This is a genomic window from Caulobacter sp. DWR2-3-1b2 (assembly GCF_049896345.1).
In the GTDB taxonomy this organism is placed as follows: domain Bacteria; phylum Pseudomonadota; class Alphaproteobacteria; order Caulobacterales; family Caulobacteraceae; genus Caulobacter.
The window spans coordinates 930182-942638 of sequence record NZ_JAFCUC010000001.1 but is presented as its reverse complement, the minus strand read 5'-3'; the positions used below and the strand labels follow the sequence as shown (position 1 = coordinate 942638).

The window sequence follows — 12457 nt, the reverse complement described above, 5'->3', positions numbered from 1 at the left end:
TCAGATCTATTCTCAATTTTTACAAGCAATACGTCGTGTATGGGCCGTTTTTGCGATGCAGCACGGTTTGTCTGGCTCAACAAAGGAAGATCCGGCTCCCCAACAACTTGCTATTCCTGGCCAAGGCCACGCTTGAACAGGGTCAGAACTTCCAGATGCGGAGATTCTAGTTGGGCAATGTCCGTCGACGGACATTTTGTCGCAACGTGCCGAAACTGCCTCGCTGCGGCTTCGGGACGCAGGTCGGACGCCGAAAATCCACCTGATCCGCGGCGCGGCCCAAGACAAATCCACAGGGAGCAAGAGAAGGTGGTGCCGCTTACAGGACTCGAACCTGTGACCCCCTCATTACGAATGAGGTGCTCTACCAGCTGAGCTAAAGCGGCGCGCTTCGTTCCAGGACGGGCCTGGGACCTGGTGTTCCCACCGCCCAAATCACTGGGCGGCGCGAAGAGGGGCCTATTTAGCGGCGCGCGGGCCACTTGCCAAGCGTCGGCGTGAACCAGCGTTGCGACGGGGCGCCGGACCGTCGGGTCCGCCGTCCGATCCGCCATCCAAAGAGACCCTGGTGTCGAAGACTCCGGGGTCGTCGGGGATCGGCATCAGGGCGCCACCAGTCTCGGCGGCGCGAACGAAAGGCGTGGATTCGGCATAGGCCGAGGGCAGCTGGGGCCGTTCGCTCATCGTGCGCTCGCGGCGCTCGAACCGCGGGTGGATCAGCTCGCCGGTCTCGGCGTAGCTGACGGTCAGCCGAGCCCAGTCCTCGCGGGCATAGGCGAAGGCCCGGCCCTCGGGGTCGAGGTCCGACCAGTCGGCTTCCTGCGGAGCGGCCGCGCCGCGGACGATCCAGGCGCGAGCCTCGTCGGCCTCGCCGTTGGCGTAGGCGACGCGCGACATCAGGCCGGCGATCCGCGCCGTCAGCGCTTCTTGCGGCAGCAGGCGCGCGGCGGCGCGGGCCGCCACCGGATCGCCGCCGACCAGGGCGCTCTCCACCTTCAGCAACTGGCTCTCTCGCGCCTCGGGCTTGAGGTTGGCCAGGGTCGCCAGGCGGGCGGACCGGACCTTGGGCGTCTCATTGGTCTTCAGGTCGCGATAGGCCAACCACAGGGCCGGATGGGGTGACAGCTTCCAGGCCGCTTCCAGCAGGCTGCAGGCCTTTGCGGCCTTGCCGTCGTCAGCCAGCAGGCGGGCGGCCATGACCACGCCGGGGGCGAAGTCGGGCTTCAGCCGGGCCGACTGAACGGCGAAGTCGAGCGCCTGGGTCAGACCCCTGGGATCGTCGGACTCTTCCAGGGCGGCGGCCGAGGCGGCCAGCAAGGCGGCGCGAGCCCGCTCGGCGACCAAGGGCGGCACGATCTTGCGCTCCAGCGCGCCTTGGACGAGATCAAGAGCGGCCTTCCAGTCTCCGACCTCCAGCCGCGCCTCCAGCAGGGCCCGCCAGGCCCAACGGGCGGTCTTGGCCAGACCATAGGCGGTCTCGGCATGGCGCAGGGCCAGGGTCTTGTCGCCTTCGGCCAAGGCGGTCTGCATCAGGCCGCGCAGGCCGGCCAGCCGCATCTCGGGAAAGCCGAGCATGGCGTTGTAGGCTTGGCGGGCGGCGACATGATCGCCCGCGGCCTCGGCGGCCTGGGCGGCCAGCACCCGGATCAGCGCGGGGGCGTCTTCGGCCAGTTCGGCGGCCTTCTGAGCCAGGCGGCGAGCCTCGGAGCCGTCGCCGGCGGCCACGGCCAGAAAGCCACGCGACAGGGCCTCGATCCCCTGCTTGCGCCTGGACTCGGCCTGGGCGCGGGCGGCGCGGCGCGGCGCCTCGACCACCCATAGCAGGCCGCGCCACAGGATGGTCGCGAGCAGGGCGGTGAACAGGGTCAGCAGGGCGGCGGCCACGGCGGTCATCTCGACCCGCCAGCCCATCCAGTCCAGGCTGGCCGCGCCCGGTTCGCCGGTCAGGGCGACCACCGCCACGGCGATGGCCGCGACGACGAAGAAGACGAACGCCGCGCGGATCATGGCGTCCCCACCGGGGCGGCCGCTGGGGACCGGGTCACCTGAACCAGGCCGGCCAGGGCGTCGGCGCGGAGGGCGGCGATGTGGCGATCGATCTCGACCCGGCGCTCCGCGGTGGCGCGCCAAGGCGCCAGGATGGTCTGAGCGCCTGCGGGCAGCGGCTCGATCGCCGCCAGCGCGCCTTCGATGTCGCCCTCGTTCAGCAGCTTCTGGGCCCGGCCGAGCAGGGCGTCCGGGGTCGAGCCCTGGGTCGCGCCGACCTGGCGGATCGAGACGATCCTCGACAAGGCGTGGCGCAGCTTGGCGAGGAAATCGCCCGCGCGTCCCGGATCGCGGGCGGCGACGTCCGCGCGGCCGGCCAGGGCCTCGAACTCGGCGGCGAGGCCCGATCGGGTGGGGGCGCCGGTCTGGGCCAGGCGGTTCAGGGCGCGCAGGTCGGACGACAGAGGCAACATGCGCCCCAACCCGGCCAGTTCCTGGCTGAAGGGCCGGGCCGTGCCGGCGGCGTCGGCCAGGGTGGCGGCGGCCAGGGCGGCGGCGGCGGCGTCGATCGCGCGCTGCTGGCCGTTTTCCAGGACGGCGAGACGCGCCTCCAGGCGCCCGATCTCGATATCGGGCGCGGGCGCGGCGGCTGCGACAGACGGAGGCAGGACGGGGTAGGTTGGGGGGGCCGATGCGATATCCGACACGGGGGCCGCCGGGGCTGGCGGCTTGGCATGGGGGAACGCCGTCGGGCCGAATCGCGACAGCCCCGCGCCCAGCGCCAGGCAGACCAGGCCGAAGACGACGACCGCCCAGACGCCCAGGCCCAGCCGGCGCCGGGGCGCATAGAGCGCCGGGTCGCGCGGCGCGACGATTTCAGCGGGGTCGGAAGCAGTGGTCATGAGTCCATTCGTGCCCCACGCCGCCGCGCCGCGCAATCGCTCAGCTACAGCGTGAGTAAGCTCAACAGCGCGGTTTCGGTCGGGCGCGGCGCGCACGTCACAGACCTTAGGCCTCCCGTAAGGCCCAACGCTCCAAGCGGCGCGGCGACCGCGGGCGACAGGCACAGGATCCTCAGACGCGGAGCGGGACAGTGAGCGAGCAGAGCCGCCAAGGTCCGCGCGGCTCGGGGCGAATACACCAGCGCCGCCGCGAGGGTGTCGATCGCCGCCAAGGTGGTCGGGGCGGGATCGCGCGCGACGGTCTCGTAAAGCGCCAGGCGGATCGCGGTGACTCCCGCCTCGGCGAGCGGCGCCACCAGATCTCCGGCCGGTTCCAGGGCGCCGGGATGGAGCACGACGCCGTCCAACTCGGCGGCCTCGCCAGCGATCAGCCACGCCAAGGCCTCGACGTCGCCTTCAGCGGACTCCACCCGGGCAAAGCCCGCCTCGCGGGCGGCGGCGGCGGTGCGGTCACCAACCGCGAACGCACGACGCGAGCGGTCAGGGCTGGCGCGGGCGAAAGCCGAGACGCCGTTGACGCTGGTGAAGGCCAGAGCCGCCACGCCCGTCAGGTCGATCACCGGCGACAGGTCGCGCACGGTCAGCAACGGATCGACCAGCGGTGTGAAGCCCATGGCCTCAAGACGAGCGGCGGTGGCCTCCGCGCCCGGCGAGGCCCGGGTGACCCAAATCCGCCGCGACTCGCCGGTCATGGCCCTACTCGGTGAGGATCAGGGCCGGACCGCCCTCGACCCGCACGGCGCCGCCCAGCTCCAACCCCAGGGCTCGGGCCTGGTCGGTGGCGTCGAGGCTGGACAGGGTGACCGAGCCCTCGCGGCGGAAACGGTGGGCGCCGTCCGGAGTCAGGGCCTCGACGATCATCGTCAGGGTCAGGCCCTCCAGCCGGGCATAGGCGCCGACCGCCGTGCGGCACGAGCCTTCCAGGGCGTAGAGCGCTCCGCGCTCGGCGGCCACGGCGAGGGTGGTGGCCTGGCAACGCACGGCCTGCAGCCAGGGCAGGTCGACATCCTCGGCGCGGGTCTCGATGACCAGGGCGCCCTGGCCCGGGGCCGGCGGGGCGGCGATCGGATCAAGCCAACTGCGCGGCAGATGGCCCAGGCCCAGGCGATTCAGGCCAGACTGGGCCAGCAGGATGGCGTCGGCCTCGCCACGCTCCAGCTTGGCCAGGCGGGTGTCGACATTGCCGCGCAGCATGACGATCTCGAGGTCCGGCCGCACGTGCAGGGCCTGGGCTTGCCTGCGTAGCGAGGCGGTGCCCAGGCGCGCGCCCTTGGGCAGGTCTTCCAGCCGCTCGGCGAAGTGGCTGATGAAGGCGTCACGCGGGTCCTCGCGCTCGGGCACGGCCGCCAGCACCAGGCCTGGCGGCAGCTCGGCGGGCATGTCCTTCAGCGAATGGATGGCGCAGTCGATGCGACCCTCGATCAGGGCCTCCTCGATCTCCTTGGTGAACAGCCCCTTGCCGCCGATCTCCATCAGCCGGCGGTCCTGGATGCGGTCGCCGCTGGTGACGATCGGGATCAGCTGGGCGAACGACTCGATGTCGTCGGGTCCCGCGCCGAGGGCGGCCGCGATGCGGGCCTGCATCAAGCCAGACTGGGCCAGCGACAGCTTGGAGCCGCGCGCGCCGATGCGGATGGGTTGCCGGGACACGGTGGGGGCGTTACCTGCAGAGCGATAAGAAGCCTTCGCTGCTACAGGAGCGGCGGGAACCCCGCAACCGAATGACCACCCTTAAGCAACCTGGCCCCACGCAATCGACCCTGACCGTCCTCGGGCTGGAGACCAGCTGCGACGAGACAGCCGCGTCCGTGGTGCGGCGCAGCGCGGACGGCCGCGTCGAGGTGCTGTCGTCGATCGTAGGCACTCAGTTCGAGCAGCATGCCCCGTTCGGCGGCGTGGTGCCCGAGATCGCCGCGCGCGCCCATGTCGAGGCCATCGACGGCGTGGTGGCCCAGGCGATGCGCGCGGCGGGGCTCGGTTTCGCGGACCTGGACGGCGTCGCCGCCACCGCCGGGCCGGGCCTGGTGGGCGGGGTGATGGTCGGGTTGGCGTTCGGCAAGGCCGTCGCCTTGGCCCGCGACCTGCCGCTGGTGGCGGTCAACCACTTGGAGGGCCACGCGGTCTCGGCGCGACTGGGGGCGGAGATCGCCTATCCGTTCCTGCTGCTGCTGGTCTCCGGCGGCCATTGCCAACTGCTGGAAGTGGCCGGCGTCGGGGCCTGCACGCGCCTGGGCACCACCATCGACGACGCGGCCGGCGAGGCCTTCGACAAGATCGCCAAGAGCCTGGGCCTGCCCTATCCCGGCGGGCCGGCCCTGGAAAAGCTGGCGACGAGCGGCGACCCCACCCAGTTCGACCTGCCGCGCGCCCTGCTGGGTCGCAAGGACTGCGACTTCTCGTTCTCCGGCCTGAAGACCGCCGCCGCGCGGCTGGCCGAGAAGGTCACCAACGACACCGAGCGCGCAGACCTGGCCGCCGCCGTGCAGTTCGCCATCGCCCGCCAGCTGTCGGAACGCACCGACCGGGCCATGAAGCTCTATGCCGCTAGCCATCCGGGCCAGGCCTTGCGCTTCGTGGTGGCCGGCGGCGTCGCGGCCAATAGCGCCGTGAAAGCCGCGCTGCGCAAGGCCTGCGGCGACAACGGCTTTTCCTTCGACGCGCCCCCCCTGGTCTATTGCACCGACAACGCCGCGATGATCGCCCTGGCCGGGGCCGAGCGGCTGGCGGCCGGGATTTCAGACGACCTGGACGCCGTGGCGCGTCCGCGTTGGCCGCTGGACGAGGCCGCAGCGTTATCCCATCCGAGCAACAACTTCGGCCGCAAGGGAGCCAAGGCATGACCTTCACGCACGCGGGCGTCATCGGCGCCGGAGCCTGGGGCACGGCCCTGGCCCAGGTCGGCGCCCGGGCCGGGCTGAAGGTCACCCTGCAGGCCCGCGAGGCTGAGGTGGTCGCCTCGATCGCCGTCCGCCACGAGAACACCATGTTCCTGCCCGGCGTGCTGCTGGACGACACGGTCATCGCCTCGGCCGACATGGCGGCTCTGGCGGCCTGCGACCTGATCCTGGCCGTGCCGCCGGCCCAGCACCTGCGCTCGGCGCTGACGGCCTTGAAGCCGCACCTGCAGCCCCGCGTCCCGGTGGTGCTGTGTTCCAAGGGCGTTGAGCAGGGCTCGCTCAAACTCATGAGCGAGGTCGCCGCCGAGGTGCTGCCGGACAATCCGATCGCCGTGCTGTCGGGTCCCAGCTTCGCCGGCGAGGTGGCGCGCGGCCTGCCCACAGCCGTCACCCTGGCCTGCGAGGACGAAGCCCTGGGCATGGCCATCGTCGAGGCCATCGCCATCCCGGCCTTCCGCCCCTATCTCGCCGCCGACGTCATCGGGGCCGAGGCCGGCGGGGCGGTCAAGAACGTGCTGGCCATCGCCTGCGGCATCGTCGAGGGCAAGGACCTGGGCCGCAGCGCCCACGCCGCCCTGATCACCCGCGGCTTCGCCGAACTGACCCGTCTGGCCGTGGCCCTCGGCGGCAAGGCCGAGACGGTGGCCGGCCTGTGCGGCCTGGGCGACCTGGTGCTCACCTGCTCCAGCCCGCAGTCGCGCAACATGAGCGTCGGCCTGGCGCTTGGGGCCGGCCAGACCCTGGAACAGGCCCTGGCCGGCAAGGTCTCGGTGGCCGAGGGCGTGGCCTCCGCCCCCGCCGTTCGCGCCCTGGCCCGCTCCCTGGGTGTCGAGACCCCGATCTGCGAAGCCGTCGCCGCCATCCTGGCCGGCGAGGTCGATGTCAACAGCGCGATCCTCGGCCTACTGTCGCGACCGCTGAAGGCTGAGGCCTAAACCACGATTGGGGACAGGCGCATGCGCCTGTCCCCAATCGGCATTCCAAAAGGACCCGCCCCATGCCGCTCTACGCCATCATCTGCAAGGACAAGCCCGGCGCGCTCGAGACCCGCCTGGCCACCCGCCCGACCCACCTGGACTATCTGAACAACAGCCCCAACCTGAAGCTGGCCGGCGCCCTGCTCGACGACGCTGGCGGTCCGATCGGTTCGCTCATCGTGGTCGAGGCGGACGACCTGGCCGGCGCCCAGGCTCAGGCCGATGGCGACCCCTTCACCGCCGCTGGCGTTTTCGAGAGCGTCGAGGTCCATCCCTGGCGGCTGGCGATCGGCAGCCTCTAAGCCGTCATGCCGCTCTTCGCCTTGCACTGCCTGGACCGCCCCCACGCCACGACGTTGCGCGCCGAAACGCGGCCCGCTCATCTGGACTATGTCCGCGCCCAGGCGGCCGAGTACCGGTTCGGGGCCTATCTGTTGGACGAGGGCGGGGCGATGTGCGGCTCGCTGATGGCGGTGGAGTGCGCGGACCTCGCCGCCGCCCGGCGCTTCTCGGCCAACGACCCCTATACGTTGGCCAAGCTGTTCGCGCGGATCGACATCCACGAGTGGCCGGTGGGGATCGACGCGCCGTGAACCCCGCCCGCCCCACGTCTGGCGCCGTGCTTTGCCTGCTGGACGAGATCGCCTCGCCGGGCGCGCGGGGGTTTCGCTTTCGCGAGGGCGACGCGGTGTTCGCCGGCTTCGTGGTGCGGCGTGGCGGAGCGGTGGTCGGCTATGTCGACAGCTGCCCGCATGCCGGCTGGCCATTGGCCGGTCCGAGCGGCCGATTTCTGACTCGCGACAATGACCTGATCCTGTGCGGCGGCCACGCGGCCCTGTTTCGCATCGACGATGGCGCCATGGTGGCGGGACCGTGTCAGAACGTGGCGCTGACGCCGTGGCCGGTAGACGTGCAGGATGGCCAGATCGTCACGCTCTGACTCCGCTCATCGCGGCGAATGCCGGGACTTAGATCCCATAGCGGTGTGGCTGATGGAGGGGCTCAGCGCTCTTGGCGTCAGGCCCAGCGCTACTCCAGCTGGGTCCCGGCATTCGCCGGAATGAGCGGTATTTGTTGAGAAAGAACCCGCCCTTAACCCGTTCCGCCTAGGCTTCTCGCCGACTGAAACCGGGAAACCGCGCCATGGCCGACGGGTCCAATCCGAATTTCGACGCCGAGCTGACCGACGCCCACGACGCGCGCGGCCTGGGTGACAAGCTGCGCTCGTTCGCCAAGGTCAATCCGCGCTTTGCTCCAGATTTGGCCCGCACCCTGCTGGCCAAGCGCGACCACACGGTGGTCGAGGCCTTCGACGCCCACAGCGAACAGGTTGGCTACGAGTTCACCTCGGGCTGGGCGTCCAATAACATTCCGTTCGTCACGCCCCTGCTGCGCGACTTCGCGGCCAAACGCGGCGACGCGCCGATCCGATACCTGGAGATCGGCGCCTATGAGGGCCGCAACCTGGCCTTCATGGACTGGCTGATCCCCAATCGCCTGGATGTCACGGTGATCGACCCCTGGTTCGACGAGGCCCTGAACCCGGAAGAGAAATACCACGCCGTCGAGCCGCGCTTTCACCGCAACATGGCCAAGACCTCGTTCCGGTCGATGACCGCCCGCAAGGGGTTCTCGACCTATGAGCTGCCGCGCATGCTGCAGGTCGGTGAAGGCTTCGACCTGATCTATGTCGATGGCAGCCACACCGCCTTGGCCGTTCTGATCGACCTGTGCTTCTGTGCCAGCCTGCTCAGCGTCGGCGGCCTGATGGTGCTCGACGACTACTGGCACGACATCAGCGAAATCGGCGGCCCCGGCGTCAAGCAGGCCGTGGACCAGTTCCACGGCGCGTTCGGGCGCTATTTCGAGATCACGGCGGTGTACCGCCAGGTGGCCCTGACCAAGATCAGCGAGATCCCGCGGTAGATGCGATTGGGGACATGCGCATGCGCACGTCCCCATCAGCGCCCACGATCCTTACACCCGCCCCTCCGCCGAGAACGCCGCGAGGTCGTCGATCAGCGACTTGGCCGCCTGGGCTACCAGCGCGCCGCCCTTTTCGGGCGTGGCCTGGGCCGGGTCGGAGCCCATGCGGCCGTCAGCGTAGCGGGCGCGGAAGTCCAGAGCCTCGCGGATCGGGCCGGTCGGGGCGATCCTGGGCTCATAGTCCGCCGACTTGATGCTACCTGGATAGGCCCACTGGGTCACGGCGATCTCGGACGGGGTCGCGTGGCTGCCGTGGCCGACCGGGAACTGCTGATTGGCCAGACTGAGCACGCCGCTCAGATCCCACCAATTCTTGAGCTTCAGCGCGAACGGCGCGCGTTCGCGCCGAAAGCTGTACTCGGCGTAGACCTCGGAAAACGCCGCTTCGATCGAGGCGACATTGCCGCCATGGCCGTTGAGGAAATAGATCTTCTCGAAGCCGTGGGCGCCGAGCGAGCGCACCCAGTCGCCGATCGCGGCGATGAAGGTCGTGGGCCGCAGGAAGATGGTGCCCGGAAAGGCCAGGTGATGCTGGGCCATGCCGACATTGAAGGTCGGGGCCACCAGCACGCTCGAAGAGAGTTTGCTGGCCTCGTGCGAGATGATCTCCGGGCACAACCAGTCGGTCCCCAGCAAACCCGTGGGCCCATGCTGCTCGTTGGAGCCGATCGGCACCACTACGGTCTTCGACGTCGCCAGATAGGCCTCGATCTCGGGCCAGGTCGAAAGGGCGAGCAGCATGGCTGGAACTCCGCGAGAGACTATCGATGCCTTAACGCCGATGCGGCGGCGATACAGAGAAATGGGGCGTGCCGCCAGAATCCCCAATGGTCTTCTTGCGTCGCTCCGCTCGCCGCGCATAACTCCGCCGCAACGAGATCAAGGGAGTGCAGGGCGTGAGCAACGGACAGGTTTTTCCGGTTTCCGACGACTGGGCGGGCAAGGCTCATATCGACGCCGCCGGCTATGACGCCGCCCTGGCGCGGGTCGAGGCCGATCCCGAGGCCTATTGGCGCGACCTGGCCGCCCGGCTGGACTGGATCACGCCACCGACCCAGATCAAGGACGTCTCGTTCGCCAAGGACGACTTCCGCATCCACTGGTACGCCGACGGCGTGCTCAACGCCTCGGTCAATTGCCTGGACCGCCACCTGCCGCATCGCCAGGACGAGGTAGCCCTGATCTTCGAGGGCGACGATCCGGGCGTGTCGTCGAAGATGAGCTATGGCGAGCTGCACGTCCAGGTTTGCAAGATGGCCAATGTCCTCAAGGACCAGGGTGTCCGGAAGGGCGACCGGGTGACCATCTACCTGCCGATGATCCCGATCGCTGCGGTGGCCATGCTGGCCTGCGCGCGGATCGGGGCGGTGCATTCGGTGGTGTTCGGCGGCTTCTCGCCCGACGCCATCGCCGGGCGGATCCAAGACTGCGCCTCGCACTTCGTGATCACCGCCGACGAGGCCCGGCGCGGCGGCAAGCGGGTGCCGCTGAAGGCCAATATCGACAAGGCGCTGGAGAGCTGCCCCTGGGTGGGCAAGGTGCTTATGGTCCGCTGGACCGGCGCCGACGTGCCGTTGGTGCACGCCCGCGACATCGTCTGGGACGACGTCCAGGAGGCCGCCTCGGCGGACTGCCCGCCCGAGCCGATGAACGCCGAGGATCCGCTGTTCATCCTCTATACCTCCGGCTCGACGGGCAAGCCCAAGGGCGTGCTGCACACCACCGGCGGCTACCTGGCCTGGGCCAGTTGGACCCATGAGGTCGTGTTCGACTACCGACCCTCTGCTCCAGGCAAGAACGGTGAAGTGTTCTGGTGCACCGCCGATGTCGGCTGGGTGACGGGCCACAGCTATGTGGTCTACGGCCCTCTGGCCAATGGCGGGACCAGCCTGATCTTCGAGGGCGTGCCCAACTACCCCACCCCGGCGCGGTTCTGGGAGGTGGTCGACAAGCACCAGGTCGAGATCTTCTACACCGCCCCCACGGCCCTGCGGGCCCTGATGCGCGAGGGCGACGACTGGGTGACCAAGAACGACCTGTCGTCCCTGCGCCTGCTGGGCAGCGTCGGCGAGCCGATCAATCCCGAGGCCTGGCTCTGGTACCACCGCGTGGTCGGCAAGGACCGCCTGCCAATCGTCGACACCTGGTGGCAGACCGAGACTGGCGGCATCCTCGTCTCGCCGCTGCCCGGCGCCACCGCCCTTAAGCCCGGCTCGGCCACCAAGCCCCTGCCCGGCGTCAAGCTGCAACTGGTCGACGCCGAGGGCCAGGTGCTGGAGGGCGCCACCGAGGGCAATCTGGTGATCACCGACAGCTGGCCGGGGCAGATGCGCACCGTCTACGGCGACCACGGCAGGTTCTTCGAGACCTATTTCAGCGCCTATCCGGGCAAGTATTTCACCGGCGACGGCTGCCGGCGCGACGCCGACGGCTATTATTGGATCACCGGTCGCGTGGACGACGTGATCAACGTCTCGGGCCACCGCCTGGGCACCGCCGAGATCGAGAGCGCCCTGGTGGCTCATGACACGGTCGCCGAGGCCGCGGTAGTCGGCTATCCGCACGACATCAAGGGCCAGGGCGTCTATGCCTATGTGACGCTGAAGTCGGGCGTCGAGGCGACCGACGAGCTGCGCAAGACGCTGATCCTCTGGGTGCGCCAGGAGATCGGACCGTTCGCCGCGCCGGACATCCTGCAATGGGCGCCGGGCCTGCCCAAGACCCGCTCGGGCAAGATCATGCGCCGCATCCTGCGCAAGATCGCCGAAAACGAACTGGGCAGCCTGGGCGACACCTCGACCCTGGCCGATCCGTCGGTGGTCGAGGATCTGGTGAAAAATAGAGCCAACGCCTGATGCGCGCCGGGGCGGAAACCGGCCGTAGCGTTTTCGAGCGAAGTGGATTCCGGTTCGCGTGAAGAAAATGCGCTAAGTCAAAATCTAGAGCTTTCGATCTGATGTAATCAGATCGGAATGCTCTAGGCTTCCGCCCATGCCCAGACTTGGTTTCGTCGTTGCCGTGATGATGCTGGCCTGTCCGGAGCTCGCCATGGCCGCGAACGCGACCAACGCCGATTGGGTGCGCCAGGTCGAACGCGGCGACATCGCCCTGGACGCCCATCCCGATGCGGGCGGCCGCGGCGGATCGGTGCGGGCGATGATCGACATAGACGCGCCGCCGGACGCTGTCTGGCGCACCATCCTCGACTGCCAGCGCGCCGCGCGCATGACCCCCAGCGTTCGGCGCTGCACGGTATTGTCGCGCGACCCCTCCGGGCGGACCGAGACCCGCGAGCACGTGATCAAGTGGAGCTTCCTGCTGCCGGCCTTCCATTCGGTCTCGCGCCTGGAACTGGATCCGCCCCGCAAGATCGTCTTCCGCTGCGTGGATGGCGACATCAAGGATTGCGAGGGCGCGTGGCTGCTGGAGTCGCGCAACGGCGGCAAGGCCACGCGCGTCACCTATCAGAACCGGGCCCGCGCCCCCTACGGCATGCCGTCCGGCCTGGCGGCCATGGCCATGCGCCGCGACGTGCCCGCCGCCCTCCGCGCCCTGCGCCGCGAGAGCGTGGCGGCGGCGCGGTGAATCGGCCGGCTTTCATGACAAGACGGTAAGCTTGGCGCCTCCGACACCGGTGATAGGGTCGCGC

13 protein-coding genes and 1 tRNA gene are annotated in these 12457 nt (G+C 69.6%); 8 read left to right on the top strand and 6 right to left on the bottom strand.

The features are described 5' to 3' along the window. Window positions 1-310 precede the first annotated feature (310 nt). The 5 genes from ACP694_RS04575 to hemC all read right to left on the bottom strand — a co-directional run bounded on the left by ACP694_RS04575 (window position 311) and on the right by hemC (window position 4598). Window positions 311-386, bottom strand: a tRNA-Thr gene (locus tag ACP694_RS04575). Between the two features lie 73 nt (window positions 387-459). Further along, entirely contained in the window at window positions 460-2007 is a 1548-nt protein-coding gene (locus ACP694_RS04570; protein WP_426010768.1) for a heme biosynthesis protein HemY, read from the bottom strand. Beyond that, window positions 2004-2888 (bottom strand): COG4223 family protein, encoded by an 885-nt coding sequence (locus ACP694_RS04565; RefSeq protein WP_426010766.1) that lies wholly within the window; start codon window positions 2886-2888, stop codon window positions 2004-2006. Before ACP694_RS04565 ends, ACP694_RS04570 begins: the two co-directional genes overlap by 4 nt. A gap of 44 nt (window positions 2889-2932) precedes the next feature. Beyond that, the gene (locus tag ACP694_RS04560; RefSeq protein WP_426010765.1) at window positions 2933-3640 is read right to left on the bottom strand and encodes a uroporphyrinogen-III synthase; all 708 of its coding nucleotides are present in this window, start codon (window positions 3638-3640) and stop codon (window positions 2933-2935) included. 4 nt (window positions 3641-3644) lie between these two features. Further along, entirely contained in the window at window positions 3645-4598 is a 954-nt protein-coding gene (hemC, locus tag ACP694_RS04555) for a hydroxymethylbilane synthase (protein WP_426010763.1), read from the bottom strand. A gap of 71 nt (window positions 4599-4669) precedes the next feature. Between hemC and tsaD the strand changes: the two genes are divergently transcribed. The 6 genes from tsaD to ACP694_RS04525 all read left to right on the top strand — a co-directional run bounded on the left by tsaD (window position 4670) and on the right by ACP694_RS04525 (window position 8748). Next, window positions 4670-5788, top strand: coding sequence for a tRNA (adenosine(37)-N6)-threonylcarbamoyltransferase complex transferase subunit TsaD (gene tsaD, locus ACP694_RS04550; RefSeq protein WP_426010762.1), 1119 nt, complete (start codon window positions 4670-4672; stop codon window positions 5786-5788). Continuing rightward, on the top strand, window positions 5785-6780 hold the full coding sequence (locus ACP694_RS04545; protein WP_426010760.1) for an NAD(P)H-dependent glycerol-3-phosphate dehydrogenase: 996 nt from the start codon (window positions 5785-5787) through the stop codon (window positions 6778-6780). The genes tsaD and ACP694_RS04545 overlap by 4 nt, the downstream gene beginning before the upstream one ends. A gap of 62 nt (window positions 6781-6842) precedes the next feature. Beyond that, window positions 6843-7124, top strand: coding sequence for a YciI family protein (locus ACP694_RS04540; protein WP_426010758.1), 282 nt, complete (start codon window positions 6843-6845; stop codon window positions 7122-7124). Window positions 7125-7130: 6 nt separating this feature from the next. Then, a complete protein-coding gene (locus ACP694_RS04535; RefSeq protein ID WP_426010757.1) occupies window positions 7131-7415 on the top strand; it encodes a YciI family protein in 285 nt (94 codons plus the stop codon). Next, complete coding sequence (locus ACP694_RS04530; RefSeq protein ID WP_426010756.1) at window positions 7412-7762, top strand: Rieske (2Fe-2S) protein; 351 nt, start codon at window positions 7412-7414, stop codon at window positions 7760-7762. Before ACP694_RS04535 ends, ACP694_RS04530 begins: the two co-directional genes overlap by 4 nt. 203 nt (window positions 7763-7965) lie before the next feature. Further along, a complete protein-coding gene (locus ACP694_RS04525) occupies window positions 7966-8748 on the top strand; it encodes a class I SAM-dependent methyltransferase (protein ID WP_426010755.1) in 783 nt (260 codons plus the stop codon). Between the two features lie 51 nt (window positions 8749-8799). Here ACP694_RS04525 and ACP694_RS04520 read toward each other — a convergent pair whose 3' ends face one another. Then, complete coding sequence (locus tag ACP694_RS04520; RefSeq protein ID WP_426010754.1) at window positions 8800-9549, bottom strand: creatininase family protein; 750 nt, start codon at window positions 9547-9549, stop codon at window positions 8800-8802. Between the two features lie 155 nt (window positions 9550-9704). Here ACP694_RS04520 and acs point away from each other — a divergent pair, with 155 nt between their 5' ends. Together acs and ACP694_RS04510 are read left to right on the top strand one after the other, a co-directional pair. Continuing rightward, entirely contained in the window at window positions 9705-11663 is a 1959-nt protein-coding gene (gene acs, locus ACP694_RS04515; protein ID WP_426010752.1) for an acetate--CoA ligase, read from the top strand. A gap of 136 nt (window positions 11664-11799) precedes the next feature. After that, window positions 11800-12393, top strand: coding sequence for an SRPBCC family protein (locus tag ACP694_RS04510; protein ID WP_426010751.1), 594 nt, complete (start codon window positions 11800-11802; stop codon window positions 12391-12393). Window positions 12394-12457: the final 64 nt, after the last annotated feature.